This is a genomic window from Parafrankia soli (assembly GCF_001854695.1).
Taxonomy (GTDB): domain Bacteria; phylum Actinomycetota; class Actinomycetes; order Frankiales; family Frankiaceae; genus Parafrankia; species Parafrankia soli.
Genome location: NZ_MAXA01000250.1, coordinates 22,354 through 44,324 on the forward strand (window position 1 = coordinate 22,354; position 21,971 = coordinate 44,324).

25 protein-coding genes are annotated in these 21,971 nt (G+C 71.6%); 8 read left to right on the top strand and 17 right to left on the bottom strand.

Annotated features, from left to right (window positions below; genetic code table 11):
* Positions 1-5 precede the first annotated feature (5 nt).
* The 9 genes from BBK14_RS28350 to BBK14_RS28380 form a co-directional block, all read right to left on the bottom strand.
* Positions 6-1,745, bottom strand: a complete 1,740-nt coding sequence (locus BBK14_RS28350; protein ID WP_071066262.1) for a glycosyltransferase family 2 protein — start codon at positions 1,743-1,745, stop codon at positions 6-8.
* Between the two features lie 93 nt (positions 1,746-1,838).
* A complete protein-coding gene (locus tag BBK14_RS38570; RefSeq protein WP_157904353.1) occupies positions 1,839-2,006 on the bottom strand; it encodes a hypothetical protein in 168 nt (55 codons plus the stop codon).
* Positions 2,003-2,350 carry a PadR family transcriptional regulator gene (locus tag BBK14_RS28355; protein WP_071066263.1) on the bottom strand — a complete coding sequence of 116 codons (348 nt, stop codon included), beginning with the start codon at positions 2,348-2,350 and terminating at the stop codon, positions 2,003-2,005. Before BBK14_RS28355 ends, BBK14_RS38570 begins: the two co-directional genes overlap by 4 nt.
* A gap of 60 nt (positions 2,351-2,410) precedes the next feature.
* Complete coding sequence (locus tag BBK14_RS28360; protein WP_071066264.1) at positions 2,411-3,742, bottom strand: ABC transporter substrate-binding protein; 1,332 nt, start codon at positions 3,740-3,742, stop codon at positions 2,411-2,413.
* A gap of 58 nt (positions 3,743-3,800) precedes the next feature.
* Complete coding sequence (locus BBK14_RS28365) at positions 3,801-5,027, bottom strand: ABC transporter substrate-binding protein (protein ID WP_071066265.1); 1,227 nt, start codon at positions 5,025-5,027, stop codon at positions 3,801-3,803.
* Between the two features lie 377 nt (positions 5,028-5,404).
* The gene (locus BBK14_RS38575) at positions 5,405-5,554 is read right to left on the bottom strand and encodes a hypothetical protein (RefSeq protein WP_157904354.1); all 150 of its coding nucleotides are present in this window, start codon (positions 5,552-5,554) and stop codon (positions 5,405-5,407) included.
* Positions 5,555-5,684: 130 nt separating this feature from the next.
* Positions 5,685-6,131, bottom strand: a complete 447-nt coding sequence (locus BBK14_RS28370; protein ID WP_071066266.1) for a peroxiredoxin — start codon at positions 6,129-6,131, stop codon at positions 5,685-5,687.
* A 167-nt stretch (positions 6,132-6,298) separates the two neighbouring features.
* Positions 6,299-7,234, bottom strand: coding sequence for an aldo/keto reductase (locus BBK14_RS28375; protein WP_071066267.1), 936 nt, complete (start codon positions 7,232-7,234; stop codon positions 6,299-6,301).
* 116 nt (positions 7,235-7,350) lie between these two features.
* A complete protein-coding gene (locus BBK14_RS28380; RefSeq protein WP_071066268.1) occupies positions 7,351-8,073 on the bottom strand; it encodes a flavin reductase family protein in 723 nt (240 codons plus the stop codon).
* Between the two features lie 96 nt (positions 8,074-8,169).
* Here BBK14_RS28380 and BBK14_RS40765 point away from each other — a divergent pair, with 96 nt between their 5' ends.
* The gene (locus tag BBK14_RS40765; protein WP_241831907.1) at positions 8,170-8,592 is read left to right on the top strand and encodes a magnesium transporter CorA family protein; all 423 of its coding nucleotides are present in this window, start codon (positions 8,170-8,172) and stop codon (positions 8,590-8,592) included.
* On the top strand, positions 8,541-9,002 hold the full coding sequence (locus tag BBK14_RS40770) for a CorA family divalent cation transporter (RefSeq protein ID WP_241831905.1): 462 nt from the start codon (positions 8,541-8,543) through the stop codon (positions 9,000-9,002). Before BBK14_RS40765 ends, BBK14_RS40770 begins: the two co-directional genes overlap by 52 nt.
* Here BBK14_RS40770 and BBK14_RS43025 read toward each other — a convergent pair.
* Positions 8,979-9,533, bottom strand: coding sequence for an SDR family oxidoreductase (locus BBK14_RS43025; protein WP_275078522.1), 555 nt, complete (start codon positions 9,531-9,533; stop codon positions 8,979-8,981). The genes BBK14_RS40770 and BBK14_RS43025 overlap by 24 nt on opposite strands.
* 74 nt (positions 9,534-9,607) lie before the next feature.
* Between BBK14_RS43025 and BBK14_RS28400 the strand changes: the two genes are divergently transcribed.
* From BBK14_RS28400 to BBK14_RS28415, 4 genes are all read left to right on the top strand, one after another.
* Complete coding sequence (locus BBK14_RS28400; RefSeq protein ID WP_083391308.1) at positions 9,608-10,192, top strand: TetR/AcrR family transcriptional regulator; 585 nt, start codon at positions 9,608-9,610, stop codon at positions 10,190-10,192.
* Between the two features lie 12 nt (positions 10,193-10,204).
* On the top strand, positions 10,205-10,810 hold the full coding sequence (locus BBK14_RS28405; protein WP_071066272.1) for a hypothetical protein: 606 nt from the start codon (positions 10,205-10,207) through the stop codon (positions 10,808-10,810).
* An 82-nt stretch (positions 10,811-10,892) separates the two neighbouring features.
* Complete coding sequence (tatA, locus tag BBK14_RS28410) at positions 10,893-11,117, top strand: Sec-independent protein translocase subunit TatA (protein WP_071066273.1); 225 nt, start codon at positions 10,893-10,895, stop codon at positions 11,115-11,117.
* Between the two features lie 140 nt (positions 11,118-11,257).
* Positions 11,258-11,884: a peroxiredoxin gene (locus tag BBK14_RS28415; protein WP_071066274.1), complete on the top strand. Its 627-nt coding sequence runs from the start codon at positions 11,258-11,260 to the stop codon at positions 11,882-11,884.
* A 66-nt stretch (positions 11,885-11,950) separates the two neighbouring features.
* On the opposite strand, the gene BBK14_RS28420 is transcribed toward BBK14_RS28415, so the two are convergent.
* Entirely contained in the window at positions 11,951-12,865 is a 915-nt protein-coding gene (locus tag BBK14_RS28420) for an alpha/beta hydrolase (protein WP_071066275.1), read from the bottom strand.
* A gap of 53 nt (positions 12,866-12,918) precedes the next feature.
* Positions 12,919-13,800: an alpha/beta hydrolase fold domain-containing protein gene (locus BBK14_RS28425; RefSeq protein WP_071066276.1), complete on the bottom strand. Its 882-nt coding sequence runs from the start codon at positions 13,798-13,800 to the stop codon at positions 12,919-12,921.
* A 178-nt stretch (positions 13,801-13,978) separates the two neighbouring features.
* Here BBK14_RS28425 and BBK14_RS28430 point away from each other — a divergent pair, with 178 nt between their 5' ends.
* Entirely contained in the window at positions 13,979-15,616 is a 1,638-nt protein-coding gene (locus BBK14_RS28430) for a dolichyl-phosphate-mannose--protein mannosyltransferase (RefSeq protein ID WP_071066277.1), read from the top strand.
* 15 nt (positions 15,617-15,631) lie between these two features.
* Here the strand turns inward: BBK14_RS28430 and BBK14_RS28435 are convergent, their stop codons facing one another.
* Together BBK14_RS28435 and BBK14_RS28440 are read right to left on the bottom strand one after the other, a co-directional pair.
* Positions 15,632-16,450 (bottom strand): Fpg/Nei family DNA glycosylase, encoded by an 819-nt coding sequence (locus BBK14_RS28435; RefSeq protein ID WP_071066278.1) that lies wholly within the window; start codon positions 16,448-16,450, stop codon positions 15,632-15,634.
* 181 nt (positions 16,451-16,631) lie between these two features.
* The gene (locus tag BBK14_RS28440) at positions 16,632-18,401 is read right to left on the bottom strand and encodes a DHA2 family efflux MFS transporter permease subunit (protein WP_071066279.1); all 1,770 of its coding nucleotides are present in this window, start codon (positions 18,399-18,401) and stop codon (positions 16,632-16,634) included.
* A gap of 151 nt (positions 18,402-18,552) precedes the next feature.
* Between BBK14_RS28440 and BBK14_RS28445 the strand changes: the two genes are divergently transcribed.
* Positions 18,553-19,026 carry a MarR family winged helix-turn-helix transcriptional regulator gene (locus BBK14_RS28445; RefSeq protein WP_071066280.1) on the top strand — a complete coding sequence of 158 codons (474 nt, stop codon included), beginning with the start codon at positions 18,553-18,555 and terminating at the stop codon, positions 19,024-19,026.
* Here the strand turns inward: BBK14_RS28445 and BBK14_RS28450 are convergent.
* From BBK14_RS28450 to BBK14_RS28460, 3 genes are all read right to left on the bottom strand, one after another.
* Positions 19,007-19,741 carry an NUDIX hydrolase gene (locus BBK14_RS28450; RefSeq protein WP_071066281.1) on the bottom strand — a complete coding sequence of 245 codons (735 nt, stop codon included), beginning with the start codon at positions 19,739-19,741 and terminating at the stop codon, positions 19,007-19,009. The two genes, BBK14_RS28445 and BBK14_RS28450, sit on opposite strands and share 20 nt — an antisense overlap.
* Positions 19,742-19,891: 150 nt before the next feature.
* The gene (locus BBK14_RS28455) at positions 19,892-21,037 is read right to left on the bottom strand and encodes a thiolase family protein (protein ID WP_071066282.1); all 1,146 of its coding nucleotides are present in this window, start codon (positions 21,035-21,037) and stop codon (positions 19,892-19,894) included.
* A 207-nt stretch (positions 21,038-21,244) separates the two neighbouring features.
* Positions 21,245-21,971, bottom strand: a 727-nt coding sequence (locus tag BBK14_RS28460) for a dienelactone hydrolase family protein (RefSeq protein ID WP_241831904.1), incomplete at its 5' end; no start/stop codon positions are given.

Sequence of the window (21,971 nt, forward strand, 5' to 3'; positions counted from 1 at the left end):
CCCGGTCAGCCCTCCAGGAGGGTGACGACGGCGAAGCTCAGCACCAGTCCGAGGATGACGGCCCGGATCGGCAGCTGGGCCCGCTCCACCCGGTCCTGGCGTTCCGAGAGCGCCGACAGCGGCCCGGCCACCATCGACAGCAGCACCCCGGCCCACACCAGCGCGGACAGGTCGGCCACGTCCGGGCTGACGCCGACGACGAGAATGGTGACCACCAGACTGGCGGCGAAAAGCACCTGGGGCAGCAGCAGGAGCGACATCCGCGGCAGCGCGGTCTTCGCGGTCGCGCCGGAGTCGGGTCGGCCGGAGAGCACGACCCGCACGAACGACAGCGCGTACAGCGGAGCGTTGAACAGGGTGCTGGCCACCGTCCGCTGGGCTCCGCGCGGCCCGGTGTAGGCGACGATGAACAGCAGCGAGCCGACCAGGTACGGCAGGGCGTGCAGCACGTAGGCGGTCAGCGACACCCCGGCCGCGATCTGGACCCCGGCCAGGACGCTCAGCGGCGGCCCCAGCAGGAACATCATCTGCGCGCACGCCACCAGGTAGCCGATCCCGGTGTGCAGGTAGTGCGCCCGCTGCCAGCCGGTCAGGCCGGGCTTGCGCAGCGGGTTGTCGAACAGCAGCAGGCGCAGGCCGTCCATCGCCCACCGGCTGYGCTGCTTGGCGTACTCCGCCGCGGTGGCCGGCGCGATCCCGACGGACACCGGGCCGTGGTGGTAGACGCTCTGCCAGCCGGCGGCGTGCAGCTGGTAGGAGGTGTGCAGGTCCTCGACGATGTTCCACTCGCTGAAGCCGCCGACGGACTCGACCGCCGTCCGCCGGTACAGGGTGCCGTTCCCGCAGGACGACGCGGCGCTGTCGCGGTCCTTCGCCGGCTGCACCGCCTTGTACAGCATCGGTTCGGCGTTGTTGAGCACGTCGTGGCGGCCGACGTCGAAGCGCTGCTCGGTGCAGACGAACCCGACCTTCGGGTCCCGCAGGTAGCCGAGGACGAGCTCGCCGAGATCGGGCACCGCGATGTGATCGGCGTCCAGCGTCATGATCGCGTCGCCGTCGGTGCGGGCCAGGCCGTGGTTGAGGTTCGCGGCCTTGCCACGCGGCCCGTCGGTGCGGGTGAAGCAGGTGATCCCGAGCCGGGCGGCGAGGGCGTCGATGTCGCGCCAGTTGGGCCGGCCGGCGATCCGCCCGTCGTTGAGGACGTAGGTGCGGTGCGGGTAGTCGATCGCCAGCGCCGCGCGCAGCGTCGCCTCGACCATCTCGACCGGCTCTCCGCAGACGGTGACGAAGACGTCGAGGGTGCCGGCCGGCGCCGGGGCGCGCCGGACGTAGCCGGTGCGCATCCGGCCGGTCATCACCGCCGTCCACACGATCGTGAGGTAGCTGACGATCTCGGCCGCGTAGAACAGGTGGCCGGCCACGCCGGTGCCGTCCAGCGTCCCGGCGCGCCACACCGCGTACACCGCGCCGATCAGCGTGATCGCGACCCCGACGACCCGTCCGGCGATGGCCCTCCACCACGCGACGGGCACCCTGACCCAGGTGTCGACGCCGTCCAGCGGCGGGATCCCGGCCGGGGAGGCGTCGCGGGTGTCGCCGGCCACGGCCTGCGCTGGGATCGCCGGGACGGCCGGGGCCGCGACCGCGGACGGCTCACGCGGAGCCAGGCTGGGCGGTGCTGACGGTGGCGCGAACTCGGGTGAAGCCGGGCCGGCCACGTCGGCGGGCGCTGCCTGGTACGCCATACAAGTCCCTTCTCTATCCCCCCGCCATGCATCCTGTCAGCTGGTCATTTCGGGCTAGTTCGCTGGGGGGCGGCAGCCGCCGGACTCCGCCACCTATGTGGTCTCGCCGGGCCCCACCGCGGTGCCAACCGCGTCCGCCGGCCCGCGCGCTGCCAGCCCTTCGCGCCGCCGGCAGTGCGGTGGGCGTGGGGGTGCGGCGGAGGCGCGAGGGACGCGGCGGGCCGCCGACTCCCGGACGGCGCCGTCCAGTGTGATCGTCATCGGCGGGCCTCCGTGACGGCGAGCGCCAGCTTGATGGCGAGCTCGTCCCGGCCGGCCGTGCGGCGGCTGACCGGTTTCGTCCACCAGTTCCGCGCGGCCGCGTGGCCTGCCGCGGTGAGCCGGTAGACGATGCCGCGTCCCTCGCCGCCGGCAGGCGCCTGCGGGCCGGGGTCCTCATCGCCCTCGACGAGCCCGTCACGCTCGAGGCGGCGCAACGTCGTGTAGACCTGCCCGATGTTCAGCGGCCAGGTCGACCCGGTTCTGGACTCGAACTCCGCTCGCAGCTGGTAGCCGTACATCGGGCGCTCGGCCAGCAGCGCGAGCAACCCGTTCCTGATCGACATCCCGACCCCACACACCGCCCGTCACGGCGGCGGCCGGGACCGCCGCCGTGACCCGTCACCTCAGCCGAAGCTCGTCGGCTTCGGCTCGGACCAGGTGGTGTCCTTCGGCGGCCAGCAGACGAACGGCTTGTCCTTCGTTCCACCGACGATCTCGAACTTCCCGCCCCGTACGCGGACGAGCGCCCGGCAGTCGAGCTTGTAGCCGTTGGTGACCGGGTCGGCCTTGGAACGCTGGCCGTGCTGGCGCGACCAGTCCACCGGAACGGTCAGGCCATCCGCGGTGTAGTCGGTCAGGTGGTTGGTGGCGTCGATCACGGACGCCTGGGTGAACGCCGGCCCCGCCTTGAGGATGCCCTGGTAGGCGAGGTCCGCGTTGATCCATCCGTACATCGCCATCTCGTCGGGCCGGCCGCCCACCTTGCCGATCCACTTCTTGAACGTGGCCATGGCGGTGTCCGCGGGATCGGCCTCGAACGGCCGGAACCCGACGCTGACGTAGTCACCCTCGAAAAGCGCGCCGGCCTCCTCGACGAACTTCTGGTTGTAGGTGTTCAGGTGGTACATCGGGACGTCGCCCATGCCCTGCCGCTCGAGTTCCTGGGCCAGGGTCTTCATGCCGTTCAGATCGAGACAGGTGATGACCAGCTGCGCGTCCGCGCGCTTCATCGCGGCCACCTCCGGACCGACCCCGTTGCTCAGGCCGAACGCCAGGGTGTCATTCTTGTAGACGATCTCCTGGTCGGTGGCCGCACCGTACCGCTCGATCGTGTCGGTGATCTGGGTGACGCACTGCTTCGAGTTGTCGGACACGCCGTACCCGAGCGCCGCGATCCGCTTGGTGCCGGCCAGTTCGGCGACGTAGGTGAAAGTGCGGTCCATGCAGTCCAGGCAGGGCGGGGCCGCGTTACCGAAGATGCTCTTCCGGCCGATCATCTGCGCCGGGTGGATGTCCCATCCATACAACGGGATCCCCGCGTCCGCGAAGTTCTGCCATCCGCTGGCGAGCTGCGGGGCGCTGAAGGTCGCGAAGGTGTCCTTCGCCGACACGATCTCGATCGCCTTCTGCTGGTTCTGTCCGAGCGCGTCATCGAGCTCCCGGGCGACGACGAGCTTGCGGCCGTGGACGCCACCCTCGCTGTTCCGGTAGTCGAAATACGCCTTGATCCCCTGGGAGAAGCAGTCCAGCAGGCAGGTGCCCAGCGGGTTGTTGGTTCGCGTCCCCAGGACGGAGAACCGGATCTCGGCGTTCGTGACACCCGGTACCGCGCCGCCACCGGCGGACGAGGCGGGGGCGGCGGTGTTCGAGTCGGAGGAGTTCGAGCAGGCGGCGGCCAGAGCGCCGACGGCAAGCAGGATGGCCAGGCAGCGCAGGCGGCGGCCATGACGTTTCATGGTCGGGCGGTTTCCTTCGTTCGGAGTACACGGATCGCACGCGGGCGGCACCGGCTCGTCAGTCGGCGAGCCGATGTCCGCAGTAGTTCGGGCTGACGATCTCGATGGCGGAGCCTTCGGGGTTCACCTCGACGAACGAGTAGCACTCGGCGGGCTTGCCGAAGTCACGTTCGAGGTCGATGTCGCCGATGAGGCCACCGGCGTTGTAGCCCTTCACCGCCCGGAGGCCGTCGATGTAGCCCTGCCGGGTCGGGCAGTCCCCCGCCTCCTCCAGGCCCCGGATGAACATGTCGGCGATGATGTAGCCGACCAGTGCCAGCGTCTGGTCGGTGTCCTGCAGCTGCGGGGCGTGGGTGGCCATCGCGGCGCGGTAGGAGTCGAGCGCGGGCGACTTCGTCTCCAGCGGTATGTAGGCGGCGAACGTCGTCAGACCCGCCAGCTGCGAGCCGTAGGTCTCCAACAGCTCGGCGTTCGGCGCGGGGCTGCTACTGAGGATGACCTTGAGCGGGACGCCCTGGCGCCGCGCGGCCGCGACGACCTGGGCCAGGCCCTCCGTGCTCAGCGTGCCGGCCAGCGTGTCGATGCCCTCCTCGGCCATCTGCCGCGCGAGCTGGTCCGCCTGGGCCGTGACGGGGTTGTTGTCGGTGCTGACCGAGGTCGTCGCGATCCCCACCGACCGGAAACTGGAGGTGAACTGTTCGGCGATGTGCGTCGACACCGTCGCGTCGAGCGGGTTGTACAGGATCATCGCCTTGGTCCCGCCGCGCTCATGGACGAACTTGCCGAACGTGTCGACCGAGCCCTTCGCCGTGAAACTGTAGTTGAAGGAGAACATGTTCCGGTACTTCGCCCACGCGTCCTCCACGGCGATCCCGAGCACCGGAATCCCGCGCTCCGCGAGATAGGCGGCGCTGCCCGAGGCCACCGTGCTCGTCTCGAGCATGCCGAAGATGTTTTCCCGCTCGATCAGTGTGCGGGCCATCGTGAGATTCACCGACACCTTGGCCGTGTCGTCTMGCCAGTCATAGACGATCTGGCGGCCGTGCACACCGCCGGCCGCGTTCACCGCTCCGAGTCGGGCGTCGATTCCGGCCCGGGCGGCACTGAACGTCACCGCGCCGAGCCCGGTGTCCGGAAACAACAGCCCCAGCTTGACCTCGTCCGCGGTGACACCCTCGGTGGTACAGGACGTCGCGCTCTGCGCCGCGCCGCCCTGACAGCCGGTCAGAGCGGCGGCGCATAACAGCACGGCGGACAACCACGACAGTGAACGAGTTGTCGCCATGCAAGCCTCCCGGGGATCGAGCCGATTCTTGCAGCCACCGTATCCCGGACGTCCAACATGGGTAACGACCCGCTCACAACTATGAATCGGCGCGCCTATACCACCTCGCGAATGATCACTCCGGCGCGCATGGACACTATGCTCCGATGGACGCGAACAATATGACCGAAACAGCGGTCGCGATTCAACAGATACCCGCTGACCTGGGTTGATGCTCTGTCATGAGAACCTCCGCCGCAGCCCGCCCCGGGACCCGGGGCGGGCCACACCGACGGCGCCCCGTGGCGCACCGTCGGGTGGCCACGCGCCACGCCACGCCACCGATAGCCGATCCATTGCGTACTCGTTGACCTGACCGGGCCTGGCGCCACCGCCCCTCAGGGGCGGAGCAGCGACCGCCCGCGGTCGTCCTCGGCGTCGAGCACGACCCTCGTCGGCACGCCGCGACGCCGTTCCAGCACCCGCCGCTCACCGCGGACGAGCTCGCCCAGCTCACCGTTGTGGTAGCTCCGTCTGGGACGCGGCACGGGACGGCCGCGGCCCCGGTGACGACAGGGGCGCGGGGTCTCAGACGACGTCGAGCACGGCCCGGCGGCGCCGCGTGGCCTCAGGCCTCACGACCCGGCCCTGAAGTCAGGCCTCACCTGAAGTCAGGCCTCAGCCGAGTGCGCGCAGCGCGTCGAGCGCCTTGTCCGCGTGCCGGTTCATCGCGAACTCCGAGTCGATCCGGGCGACGACCGTTCCGTCCCGGTCGAGGATGAACGTGGCCCGCTTGTTGGGGCCGAACCTGCGGCGGACCCCGAACGCGTCCGCGATCGTCCGGCTGGTGTCGGCGAGGAGCGGGAAGCCGAGGGAGTGCTTGGCGCTGAACTCGGCCTGCTTGGCGGTGTCATCCGCGCTGACGCCGACGATGCCGGCGCCGATCGCCGCGAACTCGCTCGCCAGGTCGCGGAAGTGGCAGCTCTCCCTGGTACAACCCGGGGTCATCGCCGCCGGGTAGAAGAACACGACCAGCGGCCCCTTCGCCAGCAGGTCCGACAGCCGCAGTTCGGCGCCGGTCTCGTCGACACCGGACAGGTCACCGACCCGGTCTCCCACGTTCATCCGAGGGCCCTCCACTCGTTCGCGAACCGGCATCCTGGCCACCGGGCGACCGATCCTCCCACCTGTGCACGGTAGGTGACATATCGAGTGGAGCGGACCGGCGCGCACTCAGACCGGCAACGGGCACGCCGGTCGAGCACGCGCCGGTCAGGCGGGCACCGGCTTGTTCAGCCCGCGGCGGGCTGGGGCAGCGCGGCCAGGTCGTCCTCCGTCAGCGACCACCCGGCGGCGGCGGCGTTCGCCGACACCTGCTCGGGGCTGGTCGCACCGGCGATCACCGACGCCACGCCGTCCTGGGCGGCGAGCCAGGCGATCGCCAGCTCCAGCACGGAGTGGCCGCGGTCGGTGGCGAACGCGATGAGGGCGTCGAGGTAGGCGAAGTTCTCCTCGGTCGCCATCGCGGCGAAGTAGGAGCTGGAGGCCAGCCGGCTACCGGCCGGGAACGGCTCACCGGCCCGGTACTTCCCACTGAGCATCCCGGAGGCGAGCGGGAAGTAGGGCACGATCCCCATGTCCGCCTTGAGCGCCGCCGGGACGATCTCCGCCTCGACGGCCCGCCGGAGCAGGCTCCACTCGATCTGGGCGGCGACGAACGGAGCGACGTCCCGCTCGGTGGCGAACGCCGCCCGCGCCTCGATCTGCTCGGCGCTGACGTTCGAGCAGGCGATGCTGAGTACCTTGCCCGAGCGCACCAGCTCCTCGAAGGTCTCCATCGCCTCGCTCAGCGGCGCCTCGGCGTCGGGAAAGTGCTGGTAGTAGACGTCGATGCGGTCGGTACCGAGGCGGCGCAGGCTGTCCTCGCACCCCGACAGGATCCGCCGCCGCAGCGCGCCTGGCGTGTACTGCTCGTCCCGCGGGCGGGGGAGCACCTTGGTCGCGATGACCGCTGCGTCGCGGCGGGAGCCGAGCGCGGCGCCGAGGAACTCCTCCGACGCGCCGTCGCCGTACATCTCGGCCGTGTCGAAATGGGTGATCCCGAGATCGAGGGCCGCGTGGACGACGGCCGCGCTCTCGGCGGCACCGAGCCGGGCCCCGAAGTTGTTGCAGCCCAGCCCGACGATCGAGACGGCTGGTCCGGCACTGCCCAGCGGGCGGGTCCGCATGACGGTGTCTCCTTGGTTCCGCTCGGCACCACGGCACGAGCTGGTCGACGGCGCGCCTCGACGCGGAGGCCGCCTGGGAGGCGGTCGATCGGTCAGCCGCGCGGAGCGCACGCTCCTCAGCGCGCGCCGCGGATACTCAGATCGCCGTCGCCGATCGTCCCATCCGGCTCTCCGGCACCCGGTCGAGGGCCCGCGCCACCCGCCGACAGCACCGGCACCGAGGGCACCGGAGTCGCACGCGCTCGCGCCGAACTCGCGGGCGCCGTACTCGCGGGCGCCGTCCCCGCTGCCGCCGCGCCCGCCGACGTCGTCTGGACGGTGCCGTAGGCGCCGTCGTGGTAGACCAACGGGGCCTCGGCCCGGCCGGTCTGGCTGTCGAGCACCTCGGCGACGACGAGATGATGGTCGCCCTCGACGGTGCGGCGCTGGATGCGGCACAGCAGCCAGACCGCGGCGTCGAGCAGCAGCGGCTCGCCGCCGGGGAGCGCCCGCCACCGCGTCGGCGGGCCGAACCGGTCGGCGCCCGGCTGCGCGAACCGGGCCGCCAGCTCATGCTGCCCCTCCGACAGCATGTGGACCATGAGCGTCTCGCTGGCCTCGAGCACGGGCGCGATGGACGATCGCACGGACAACGCCAGCGACACCAGCGGTGGACGCTCGGACAGTGAGGCGACAGACGTCGCCGTGAACCCCACCGGACCGCGTGGTCCCGCCATCGTCACGATCGTCACGCCGGYGGCATGACGCCGGAAGGCACGCGCGAGCGCGCCCGAATCGGCGACACTGCGGGCCGGTGACCGGCGCGGCGTCGGGTGCTGCGCGGAGACCTGCTTCGGCATAACCACACCCTTTCCCAGCGACGCCGATCTAACAACCACGGACGCCCCCGATCAGCGCGGCGGATGGCGGGCCGACGCGGCTGGCATGCTCGCGCTGTGACGGAATCGCCCCTGCCGCAGCCGCAGCCGGCCGCCGGCGATCCGCAGACCCCTGGCACCGCCGCACCCAGCGTCACCCAGGCCGTCCCGCCGCAGTGCCCCACCCGGACCCGGCTCTACCGCGCCGGGTCGGTGGCGGACGAGGGCTTTCCCGAGGACTCGATCCATCCCCACCAACGGCCGAAGGTCGACCGCTACCGGTCCCATCTGTTCGCCAACATGTATGCCGTGGCGGTCAGCGAGGAGAGCGTGCTGACCACCGGCGAGATCAGCGTCTTCATCACCCCGCGCGCTCTCATCACCGTCCGCAAGGACGAGTTCGACGTCGACGCGCTGATCACCAACTGGGAGAGGATCTGCAGGACTGCCTGTTCCAGCCGCGCCCCGGCAGCGACGTCCGCCGCCGGGGCTACGAACTGAGCGTGCGGCTGGCCCGCCTGCGCCGCGTCGTCGCCCCGATGCAGGACGTCGTCGCCCGGCTGGTGCGCAGCKACAGCCAGCTGGTGGACGAGACCCTGGCCCCGTACTTCCACGACGTGGCCGACCATTCCCTGCGGGCAGCCGAAACCATCGACGCCGGCCGCGACCGCATCAACAGCATTGTCGAGACGCAGCTCAACGAGCAGAGCGCCCAACTCAACGAGATCACCAAGAAACTGGCCGCCTGGGCCGCGATCATCGCCGTCCCGACCGCGGTCACCGGTTTCTACGGCCAGAACGTCCCGTACCCGGGCTTCGGGGGCCACGGCGGCTTCATCGCGAGCTGCCTCGTCATCATCGTCCTCGCCGGCGGCGTCTGGTTCCTGCTACGGCGGAACGGCTGGCTGTAGAAGACCCCAGGCGGACGGCAACGGTGCCACCGGCTCCGATCGGCCGCTCCGGTGGGCGGCCCGCTCACGTTGCCCGGTGAGGAACAGATCGCGGCTGACCATGTCCCCGACAGGCCGACCACGGCATGCTTGGTCATGACGTAGCTGGTCAGGAGGCCGGCTGCGACCAGGCCCGCCATCGAGGCCACGTTGACGATGTGGCCCCGCCCGACCCACCCCCGGTGACCAGCGCGGTCCTACCGGCGAGAAGAGCACCGCCTGTGCGATCTCTTCGGGCGTGCCCGCACGGCCCAGCGGGGTGTTGGCCAGGTAGTCCTCGCGGAACTCCGCCAACGGCAGGTCGACGATCCTGCCGAGCCCGCCGATGCCGGCGCTGTTGACGACGGCGTCCAGCCGACCCAGCCGGTCGTGGACCCCGCCGAACAGGGCCGCCACCGACGTTTCGTCGGTCACGTCGACCGCTGCGCTCTCGTGCGGTTCACCCAGGACCTTGGCGACCTCCGCGGCCAGGGCACCGTCCCGGTCGGACAGGCATCGAGCGCGCCGGCGCCGGCCGTCCGCTCGACCGGCGTGCGCCCCAACGCGGTGACCAGCGGCGCGCCGCGATGATGCGGGCCCTGGACGAGCTACTCAAAGAGCGCGATCTCGACGAGATCAACATCGCCGCGATCACCGCCGAGGCCGGCGTCAGCCGGTCGGCGTTCTACTTCTACTTCGAGGACAAGGCGGCGTGTGCGGCGGCGCTCGGCTCGGACGTCTACCAGGAGGTTCTGGAGGCCACGCGCGTCCTCATCACCGGAGGCGGATCCCCTGAGGAGCGGATCGGGAAGACGATCCGGGCGGTGCTCACCACCTGGGAGAACCACCGGCACCTGTTCCAGGGAATGCTGGTCGCCCGCCAGCGCAGCGAGGCCGTACGCAGGCTGTGGAACGAATACCGAGAGTCGTTCGTCGGCCCGCTCGCGGAGATGATCGACGCGGAACGCGCGGCCGGGATCGCCGCCGCCGRCCCCGACAGCCGGGCACTCGTCACGGTCCTGCTCGAACTCAACGACCGCAGCCTCGAACAGCTGAGCACCGGCGGTCCGCTCAGCGTCGATCAGCGTGCCGAGACCCTGGCGGCGATCTGGCTGCGCACGATCTACGGCACCACCTCCACCGAAGAGACCCGCGAAGAGACCCGCGAATGATCGGAACCGCAGATGACCTTTGAGGACCGCATCTTCCGCTCCGGGGACGCCGACTGCGCGGCCTGGCATTTCCGGGCCGCCGACGACAGCCTGGCCACCGATGCCGGCCGGCCGGCCGTGGTGATGGCCCACGGGCTGGCCGGCACCAAGGATTCCGGGCTGCAGCCGTTCGCCGCGGGCCTGGCCACCCGGCTCACGGCGCTGGCCGGCCGCCCGGCCCCGATGATCCCGGTGGTCGGGCCACCCGGCCGGACGGCGGCGCTCACCCCGGTGGGCTACTACGACGACTACCTCGCGATCGCCGGGCCGACCTGGCGCAACGAGGTCGCGGCCACCCTGGGCAGTGAGATCGGTTCGTTCCGGCCGGGCCGGTCGGCGGTCCGGGTGCTGCGGACCCGGTGGTTCGTACAGATAGCCGACTTCGACCGCGCCGCGCCGCCGCACGCGACGGCCAAGGCCGCGTTCCGTGGCCGGGCCGAGGTCCGGCACTACCCGTGCGACCACTTCGATCTCCACGCGGGCAAGCCGTGGCACGAGCCGGCGCTCGCCCACCAGATCTCCTTTCTCCGGCGGGCGCTGGCGCCGTCGGCCGGCCGCGCCGCGGTGGCCGCGCGCTGAGAGCAGACCCGGGTCCGGAGCACGTAGCATCCGATCTGGCCCGGCAAGGCGGACACGTACTCGTCCCGAAGAGGATGGTTCCATGGCTGACATCGGTACTCCCGAGCTGCTCATCATCGCAGTGGTCGTCCTGGTCCTCTTCGGTTCCAAGAGGCTTCCCGACGCCGCCCGGTCCCTCGGCCGGTCCCTGCGGATCTTCAAGTCGGAGATCAGGGCGCTCGACACGGACGCGCCGGCCGCGCCGCAGGGCCCGGCACCGGTCGCAGCCGAAGTCCCGATGCCACTGAGCGTCACCTCGGCTCAGTAGCCACCGACGCTCCCCCGGCACGGGAAGAAAAAGGCTCGTCCGGCGGCCACATGAGGTCTCGCACATACGGTCGCGGCCGATCGACCGTAGCCTTGGCCTGGCCTGAACAACCACCCGACGCTACGACGAAAGGACGGCCCGTGGGTCTCCGCCTGGGCGACACCGCTCCCGACTTCACCGCCACGACCACCGACGGCGAGATCACCTTCCACGAGTGGAAGAAGGACTCGTGGGCGGTCTTCTTCAGCCACCCGGCCGACTTCACCCCCGTGTGCACCACCGAGCTGGGCCGCACCGCCGCGCTGCAGAGCGAGTTCCAGAAGCGGAACACCAAGGCTCTCGCGCTGTCCGTCGACCCGGTCGACCAGCACAACGCCTGGGCGCCGGACATCGCCGAGGTCGCCGGCAGCGCGCTCAACTTCCCGATCGTGGCCGACCCCGACCACCGCATCGCCGAGCTGTACGACATGATCCACCCGGGTGAGGGCGACACCTCCACCGTGCGTTCGGTGTTCATCATCGACCCCGCCAACAAGGTGCGGCTCTCCCTCACCTACCCGAAGTCGGTGGGCCGCAACTTCGACGAGATCATCCGCGTCATCGACGCGCTCCAGGCCACGGACGCGAACCCCATCGCGACCCCGGCCGACTGGAAGCCCGGCGACCGCGTGATCGTCGCGATCTCGGTCTCGACCGAGGACGCCAAGAAGCGGTTCCAGAACGTCGAGGAGACCAAGCCCTACCTGCGCTACGCCGACGCTCCCTGATCGATCACGTCACCGGTCTCGTCCCGCCCGATCGCGGGGCGAGGCCGGCCGCCGGCCGCGCGTCCGTCAGGCCGCGCGGCTCAGCGCGCCGCTGAGGAAGGCGAGCTGCGCCGGCACGACGGAACGCCAGTATTCGGGGGTGTGACCGCCCGGGCCGAAGTTCTGTTCGCTCGCCGCCAGGTCGCGGGCGGCCTGGCGGGACACGGYGAAGAACGGGTCGGCGGCGCCGCAGTCGATTCGGTACGACACGCCCGGCACGGGTGGCGTCCCGAGGACCGGGTGGGCCGCGAAGTCGGCCCTGGAGTCGAAGGCGCCGGGGGCGCTCGCCCCGTAGGACGGCCACATCGCCGGGCTGCTCGCCGCGACCGCCACGACCAGTCCGGGATGGCGACGGGCCAGTAGCAGCGCACCGTACCCTCCCATCGACCATCCCGTCGCCGCCAGCCGGGTAGCCCGCAGGCCCAGCCCGGCGAACCGGGGCAGCACCTCGTCAATGATCATTTTTTCGGGGTCGTCACCCGAGGCGCGGCGATGCCAGTAGGTCTCGCCGCCGTCGACGGCGACGAGGGCGAACGGCGCCACGCCCACCGCCAGGGCCGCGGTGAGATACCGGTCGAGGTTCAGCAGGCTGACCGACCGCTCGGCGTCGTCCCCCCGGCCGTGCAGAACGAGGCAGGCCGGCAGCCCGTCCCGGGACCCGCCCGGCGCGATCACCACCATGCCGACCTGCCGGCCCCTGGCCGCGCTCGCGAAGGTCACCCGTGAGACCTCCACGGGGCCGGCCGCGACCGCCGAAGCGGCCGGCGTGCCCGCACCCGCCACCGGAGTGGTCGCCGCCGAAGCCGGTGCCGCTGACGGGGACGACGCGGGCGGGGCGGGCGCACCGGAGCCGTCCGAGCATCCGGCGAGGCCCCCGCCGACCGCGGTCGCCGCGAAGGCCAGCAGCACCCGCCGGCTCGGCGGCACGGCTCTCGAGGGCATGGCGGAAATCGTCCCATCCCGGTCCGGCCGCGGGGTCGGCGGTGCCGCCACGGTCAGCTGGCGACGTCCCGCACGATCACGCGGGACGCCGCGCGGCCCTCCGGTACCGGGATGAGCGGGTAGACGTGCACGGCACCGTCGCGGACCGTGAGCTCCACCTGGAGGCCCTCAGCGGCGGCCCGCTTCTGGAAACGCAGGACGTCGGGGTAGAGCAGGTCGCGGGTGCCGACGTACACCTGCGTCGGGGCGATGCCGGTGAGCCGCCCGTTCATCGGGCTGAGCCGCGGTGCGGCCGGGTCGTCGCCGTCGGCCCAGGCGCTACCGGCCTCCACCAGGCCGATGCGGGTCAGCCAGGGGTCGCGGGCCTCCGCCGCCGCGACCGCCGGGTCGCCCAGGGTGAGGTCCAGCCACGGGGAGATGAGTACCAGGCCACGTGGCTGCGGCAGCCCGTGGTCTTCCAGGGTCTGCGCGAAGCCCAGCGCCAACCCGGCGCCGGCGGAGTCCCCGGCGATGGTGACCGTGGCCGGGTCCATCTCGTCGAGCAGCCGCCGGTAGACCGTGGTGAGGAACGGATACGCCTCGCGGTAGGTGTGCCCCGGCGCGAGGCCGTAGTCGGGGACGTCCACCCGCACCCCGGCGTCGGCGAGCCGGGAGACCAGCGTCCAGTGCTGTGGCGCCATGCCGTTGATGTAGGAGCCGCCGTGGATGTAGACCGCCCCCCGCGCGGCGGGCCGGCCCTTCGGGGCGACGGTGTGGCAGGGGAACCCCTCGACCTGCCGGCTACTCACCGAGTGCCGCCGGCGCAGGGCCGCCGGCGGCGCCGACGGCCGCTTCCGCGCCGCGATCCGCCGGTGGGCCCGTTCGACGGTGGCCGTCCCCGGCTTTCTGGTCAGCCGCAGAATCGCGGCGACGGCCCTCATCTGCAAGCTGGTCATCCACGTCCCTTCTGCTGTTATTAGACCAGTCCGGACGTCTCCGCCGCGAGGGCACATCCCGGGCCGCGCACGACGCGGAGAGGCCTCCTCGACGCGGAGACCAGCGATCCCCGCGTGCGGCGCGGACCCGAGTGCCACCAGTTGTCCGTCTCGTCGGCGCAGTCCCTAGCCTGGCCATGTGACGGCAGCAACAACAGCTGATTTCTCCCGCTCCGGAACCGACCAGGCCGGTTCCGACCGGCGGCGCCCACCCGGGTCCGCGGCCGACGCGCTGCGGATGCGGCTGTGCCCGCCGATGCCCGGTGACCGGGTGATCGGCTGGGTGGCCGCGCTCGCGGTCACCGCCGTCGCGGGCATCCTGCGGTTCTGGCAGCTCACCGAGCCGCGGGGCATGAAATTCGACGAGGTCTACTACACCAAGGACGCCTGGGGCCTGATGACCTCGGGCTACGAGGTGAACAGCGAGACCTGCACCGGCCCCGCCTTCGTGGTGCATCCGCCCCTGGGCAAGTGGTTCATGGCCGCCTCCGAGAAGATCTTCGGCTACACCGACTGCGCCGGCGTCGCGCACGGCAGCCCAGAGCTCGGATGGCGGTTCGCCTCGGCGCTGTTCGGCACGCTGGCGGTGCTGGTGCTCACCCGCACCGCACGGCGGATGTTCCGGTCCACCGTGCTCGGCTGCTTCGCGGGCCTGCTGCTGACCCTGGACGGGCTGGAGTTCGTCCAGAGCCGGATCGGCATCCTCGACATCTTCCTGATGACAGGGCTCGTGCTCGCGCTGGCCTGCCTGGTGCTCGACCGCGATCACGGCCGGGCCGCGCTCGCCGCGCGCGTCGCCGCGGGCGCGCCGTCCGGTGGCGCGCCGTCCGGTGGCGCGCCGTCCAGGGCGACCGAACGCTTCGTCCGCTACGGGCCGCGCGCCGGGCTGCGGCCCTGGCGGATCGCCGCCGGGCTGTGCCTCGGGGCGTCGATGGGCGTGAAGTGGAGCGCGCTCTACACGCTGGTCGGTCTCGCCGCACTGGCCCTGGCCTGGGATGTCGGTGCCCGGCGCACCGCGGGCGCGCGGCGGCCGGTGCGCGGAGCGTTGCGCCGCGACCTGCCGGCCTGGTCCGGCTGTTACATCCTGCTGCCGATCGTGACGTTCCTGGCCACCTGGACGGGCTGGTTCGTCACCGACGGCGGTTACAACCGGCACAGGTACGGCGACGGGTTCTTCGCCGCCTGGCACGGCTGGTGGGACTACCAGCAGGACATCCTCGGCTTCCACGAGCACCTGAGCGCGCCGCACGTGGCGCAGTCCACGCCGCTGAGCTGGCTGGTGCTCGCCAGGCCGGTGGTCTACGCCTACGACAGCCCGAAGCTCGGCGAGCGGGGTTGTCGAGCCGCCGCCGGCTGCTCCCGCGAGGTGCTGGCCCTGGGCAATCCGGCGGTCTGGTGGGTCGGCACAGCCGCGCTGGTCGCGATGCTCGCGCTGTGGGTCAGCCGGCGCGACTGGCGGGCCGCCCTGGTACTCGTCGGCTTCGGCTCGTCGTTCCTGCCATGGCTGGCGTTCCCCAACCGGACGATGTTCTTCTTCTACGCCCTGCCGTCGCTGCCGTTCCTGATCCTCGGGATCACCGCGTCCGCCGGCCTCGCGCTCGGCCCCCGCGACGCGTCGGACACCCGCCGCATGATCGGGGCGTTGTCGTTCGGGCTCTACCTGGCCGCCGTCGTGCTGATGTTCGCCTACTTCTACCCGATCCTCGCCGCCCAGACGATTCCGCTGAGCTCCTGGCGCGACCGCATGTGGTTCCCCGGCTGGATCGTCGCCCCCTGAGGCCCGGATCGGCGCTCAGCCCGGAACGGGTGGCTGGCAGCCGGGGCACCAGAACAGGTTGCGGCCGGCCAGCTGCACCGTGCGCACCTCGACGGCGCAGACCAGGCAGGGTTGGCCTGTTCTGCGGTACACGTAGACCTCTCCCCCGTGGTCGTCGACGCGCGGTGGGCGGCCCATCGCCTCCGGGGTGTGCGCGGGGCGCACGGTGTCGATCCGGCCCGTCCGCACCCCGTCGGCCATCAGCGCGACCAGGTCGGCCCAGATCTCGGCCCACTGGTCGCGGGTCAGCTCCCGGCCCGGTAGCAGCGGGTGGATCCCGGCGCGGAACAGCACCTCGGCCCGGTAGATGTTGCCCGGCCCGGCGACGACCTTCTGGTCCAGCAGGAGCACGGCGATCGGGGTGCGGCTGCGCTCGATCCGGCGCCAGGCCAGCGCCGGATCGGCGTCCGCGCGCAGCGGATCGGGGCCCAGCCGGTCGCGCAGCGCCTTCACCTCACCGGGTGCCAGCAGCTCGCAGACGTTCGGCCCACGCAGGTCGGCGTACCCGGTGTCGGCCGTGAGCCGCAGCCGGACGGCTCCCGTCGGCACGGGCGCCGGGCCGGGACCGAGTACGTAGGTGCCGTAGATACCCAGGTGGATGTGAAGGATCTGCTCGTCGCCGAATCCCAGCAGCAGGTGCTTGCCGTGCGCCTCGGCCTCGGTCAGCACCCGCCCGTCCAGCATGTGCGCGCCGTCGGCGAACCGGCCCTGCGGGCTCGACACGGTCACCGGCCGGCCACGGAACATCCGCTGGTGGACGGCCGCCAACCTGTGCACAGTGTGGCCTTCGGGCATAGTCGGGCGAGCATACCGACGGGCTGGTTCAAGGCCGGGCGGGTGCCGGTGGGCCAGGAGTCCGCCCAGCTCAGCTGGATGAGGAAGGTCCTCGCCTTCGGCAAGGGCGCCTTCACCCACACCCGGCGTGTCTTCACCGAGAGCCGCTGACGCGGCGTTCACGGCCGAGTTGCCGCCACCGTCACACGGCTGGATCAGGTGCCGGAGTGCCGACCGGGACGTACTCTCCCTCCGCGGCCGGCTCGTCCTCCCCGTCCCCGGCCGGCCCGTCCTCCCCGTCCCCGGCCGGCTCGTCCTCCCCGTCCCCGGCCGGCCCGTCGACGGCGTCGACCGCGTCGGCGGGCGGTCGCTCGTCGACCGCGGTGGCAGCGACAGCGCCGGCCGGTCGCTCGGCGGCGTCAGTAGCGGCGGGGGCTGCGGGGGCGGGGGCGCTGGTGGGCTTCGGGGCGTGGCGGGGCAGGAAGATGCTGGAGATGAGGCCGAGCACCGTCAGGCCGACAACCCACCAGAACGTGACGCCGAAGGCATGGCCGATCTTGTCCGCGACCGTCGCGGGCAGGTCGGTGCCCTCGGCGGCGTTCAGCACCCCGCCGTCCGAGCCGGGGATCCGGCTGGTGATCGCATGCTGGAGCTGCACCGCGAGCAGGGCGGTGGCGATCGAGCCGCCCACCCGTTGCAGGATGTTGAGCGTCGTGGTGGCCCGCGGCACGGCGGTGGGCCGCAGCGTCACGTAGGCGGCGCTCATCGCCGGCATCATCGAGGCACCGAAGCCCAGGCCGCGCACGAACAGCAGCGCCCCGAGCACGACGGTGTTGGTGTGCGCGTCCACCTGGGTGAACGCGATCGTGCCGAGCAGGCAGACGGCCATCCCGACCGGTACGACGTAGCCGGATCCGCGGCGGTCGGCGATCCGCCCGGCGATCGGCATGCCGATCATCGCRCCGACCCCCTGCGGGACGAGCGACAGGCCGGCGGCCAGCGCGCTCTGCCCTCGGGCGATCTGGAAGTACAGCGGCAGCAGGAACATCCCGCCGAACAGGCCGGCGCCGACCATGAATGTGGTCACCCCGGCGACGGTGAAGACGCGGTCGCCGAACAGGCGGAGGTCGAGCAGCGCGCCCTCGCGGCGCAGGGCGTGCACGACGAAGCCGGCCAGCGCGACCACGCCGGCGGCGACGCTGATCTGGACCTTCAGCGAGCCGAAGCCGTCGCCCGAGCCGGCTTCGGACAGGCCGTAGACGAGGGCCGCGAGGCCGGGTGAGATCAGCAGCAGACCGGGGACGTCGAGCCGGTGATGTGACTGCCCGCGGTCGTCGCGCGGCAGCACCCGCCACGACGCGACCAGCGCGACCGCGCCGATCGGCAGGTTGACGAAGAAGATCCAGCGCCAGTCGAGGTTGTCGACGAGCAGACCGCCGATGACCGGGCCGAGGATCGGGGCGACCAGCGCCGGCACACCGACGATGTTCATGACGCGGCCGATGCGCTGCGGGCCGGCGGCGCTGGCCAGCAGGGTCATGCAGATCGGCATGATCATTCCGCCGCCGAGGCCCTGGAGCACCCGGAAGACGATCAGGCTGCCGGCCGACCAGGCGGCACCGCACAGCGCGCTGCCGGCCAGGAACAGCACCAGCGAGATGTTCCACATCCGGGTCGCGCCGAACCGCTCGACCGACCAGCCGGTCAGCGGGATGACGACGGCGAGTGCCAGCAGGTAGCCGGTGGACACCCAGGAGATCGTCGACAGCGAGGCGTTGAAGTCCCGCCCGAGGGTGTTGATGGCAACGGCCACGATCGTCGTGTCGAGGATGGCCATGATCGCGCCGAGGGTGACCGTGAGCGCGAGGCGGCGCAGCGCCGGATCGATCTCGGTGGCATCGATCTCAGTGGCATCGACCGGTGCGGAGGCTCTGGTGGTCACCGCCCCCGCTTCGTGTGCTTGATCGGACACAGGTACTCCCGGAGCGAGGCGACGGACGGCCACCGGCTCCGCCGGTGGCCTGGTCGAGGCCCAGCATCCGTCGATAGTTGAGTAATGTCAAATATATAGTTGGCAGAACTAAAACTTTACCGGCGCGCTGTCGAACAGGTACCGTCAAGGAGTGATCGAATCGGCCGCGGGAGAGGCCTGGCGCGCCATGCAGGCCCTGGTCATGGGCGGCGAGGGGCACAACCGACTGCACCAGATCTGCCAGGATGTCGAACTCACCCCGGCCGCCCTCAAGATGCTGCTGGTGCTGTCCTCCGGGGCGCGGCCCATGCGCGACCTGGTCAGCGCGTTCCGCTTCGACCCGTCCTACCTGACGAGCGTGGTGGACACCCTGGAACGCCGCGGCCTGGCCCGGCGCAAGCCCCACCCGACCGACCGGCGGGCCAAGACGGTCACGGTCACCGACGAGGGCCGACTCGTGGTGGCGCGGGCCCAGGAGCTCATGGCAGTCCCGCCAGTGTCGTTCGGTGTTCTCTCCCCCGCCGAGCACGAGCAGCTGTTCAGCCTGCTCCAGCGCGTCCTCGACGCCGAACCCGACATCCCCGACGCGCTGCGCCCCCGACCCCTCACGGCCAGGAGCGACTGACCGGCGGGGCGTCGCGCCGGGGCGCTGCCCCTGCGTACCTACGGACGATCGGCGCCAGATAGTCCGCCTGGGGGCCATCGAGAGCCACCAGATCGGCCGGAGAACGAACAAAGGCCATCTGGTCCAGCTCCGGATCGCTACCCAGTGCCGTCTCCGCGGATACGAGGGCGCCGACGTCACCGTCCTCCCCTCGAATGACCAGCCACAGCGTCAGGTCCTCGAGGGGTACGTCGATGCCGGTCTCCTCGACCAGTTCCCGAGCGGCATGTCGGCGCAGCGCGGCCACGTCGAGGGGCTCGTGGTCATCGGGCGGTTCGACGGATCCACCCGGCAGCTGCCAGCGACCGGCAGAAGCCGTCCACTGCGCCATCCGCCCTACCAGCAGGCGCTCGTCGTCGGTCGGCTGCACGACGCCGACGAACAGGAGGGATGACAGCCGCGAGCTGGCGCCGGGGAGTCGACGCAGGCCGTGGAACCGGTACGTCGTCCTCGCCCAGGCGAGGACCAGGCGGTGTGGCCCGTCCCAGTCCAGTCCGGCGCACGCCACCACCGGCCCGTCGAAAAGGCTGGGATTGGCCTGGACCGCCTCGTCCCACACGCGGTTCACGGCCAGCCGGTCCTCAGGTGACAGCCGAGGCGGGGCGGTTTCGACCAGGCGGAGCCGATGAACGTCCAGGAGCTCGATGCCAGCAGGCCGCGGGGACGGTTCGCTCACCGGACCATGCTGGCACGCCAGGAGAGAGGCGCAACGGAACGACCGGCGCGGTCACCGGGTGCCCGAGCTGTCGCGGTCGGGCTGACAGGTGCCGGCCCGACCGCGACGGGTTGGTGGGTCAGAGCAGCTCAGGGTTCGACCAGCTCAGGGTCAGAGCAGCTCGAGGATGGTGGCGTTCGCCTGGCCGCCACCCTCGCACATGGTCTGCAGGCCGTAGCGGATCCCGTTGTCGCGCATGTGGTAGATCAGGGTGGTCATGAGCCGGGTGCCGGAGCCCCCGAGCGGGTGGCCGAGGGCGATCGCGCCGCCGTTCGGGTTCAGGGCCTTCGGGTCGGCGCCGATGTCGGCCAGCCAGGCGAGGGGCACGGAGGCGAACGCCTCGTTGACCTCGAAGGCACCGATGTCGTCGAGCTTCAGGCCGGACTTCGCCAGCACCTTCTGGGTGGCGGGGATCGGCGCGGTCAGCATGATCACCGGGTCGGTGCCGGCGAGGACGGCGGTGTGCACCCGGGCGATCGGGCGCAGGCCCAGCTCGGCGGCCTTCTCGCTGGTCGTCATCAGCAGCGCCGACGAGCCGTCGGAGATCTGGGACGAGTTCGCCGCGGTGATCACGCCGTCCGGCTTGAAAGCCGTCCTGAGCTGGGCGAGGCCCTCGACCGTGCCGCCGCGGCGGATGCCCTCGTCCTTGCTGGCCACGGTGCCGTCGGCCAGGGTGACCGGGATGATCTGCTCGTCGAAGCGGCCGTCGTCCTGCGCCGCCGCCGCCCGCTCGTGGGAGAGCAGCGCGAACTCGTCGAGCTGGGTCCGCGACAGGCCCCAGCGCTCCGCGATCATCTCGGCGCCGATGCCCTGGTCCGGGAAGGCGCCGTTGTAGCGGGCCAGGTACCGCTCGCCGAAGGGGACCTTGTCCATCAGGGAGGAGCCCATCGGCACCCGGGACATCGACTCGACGCCGCCGGCGACGACCACGTCGTACTGCCCCGCGATCAGCCCGGCGGCGGCGAAGTGCACCGCCTGCTGGCCCGAGCCGCACTGGCGGTCGACGGTCACGCCGGTGACGGTCTCCGGCCAGCCGGCGCCGAGCGCGGCGTTGCGGGCGATGTCGAAGGTCTGCTCGCCCACCTGGCCGACACAGCCCCACACCACGTCGTCCACCAGAGCCGGATCGACGCCGGCCCGCTCGGCGAGGCTCGCCAGCACGTGCGCCGAAAGATCCGTCGGATGCACACCTGACAGGGAACCATTGCGCTTGCCGGTCGGCGTGCGAAGGGCCTCCACGATCACCGCGTCACGCATGACAGTCGCTCCTCACAGTCGGTACAACTACTCGCCGGGTTCTCACCGAGGATCCCGCATTGAAGATCATGGYGCCCGCGATGCCGTCGCCCCCRCCATCCGCGCGCAGGATCCCGCCACCCGTCCGGCGCGCGCGACGTGAAGCGATCGTGACGCCCGTAGCAGCCGGCATGACGGCAAACCGCTGAAAAGTAAACGTACACTCCCTTACTCTCCGCGGCCATCCTCCGCCCGGCCGCGCCGAGCCTCCTCACCGTGCTGAACGCCTGGCTGGCACGGGGTAATCCGGGTACCGAGCTCCTCCTCGAACAGGTCGACCATCGCGCGCCACGACCGCTCGGCGGCCCGCCCGTCGTACCGGATCCCGGGGCGGGTGCCGTCGAAGGCCGGGTTCGTGAACCCGTGGGCCACTCCCCCGTGCAGGATCATCCGCCAGTCGACCCCCGCGGCGCACATCTCCCGTTCGAACGCGAGACGTTGCTCGAGCGGGACGAACGGGTCGTCGGTGCCGGCGCACACCAGCACCCGACCGGTGATGTTCCCGGCGTCCTCCGGCCGAGGCGTGGCGAGATCGGCGTGAAACGCGACGACCGCCTTGAGGTCCTCCCCGTCCCTGGCGAGGTCCAGGGCGAGGGTGCCGCCCATGCAGAATCCGACGGCCGCCACCCTGGCCGGGTCCGCCGCCTCGTGGGAACGCAGGACGTCGAGCCCGGCCCGGCCGATCGCCCGTGCCCGCGCGGGGTCGGCGCTCAGCTCGGCGAAGCGGGGGCCGAGGTCCGCGGGCGGTAACTCCCTGCCCCCGCCGTAACAGTCGAGGGCGAACGCCACGCAGCCGAGCCCGGCCACCCGCCCCGCAGGCGGGGTCTTACGGTCGGCTCCACGGGCGTTCGGCGCATACGCGCCCGGGTCTCCGGCCACTCCGGCACCCGTTGCG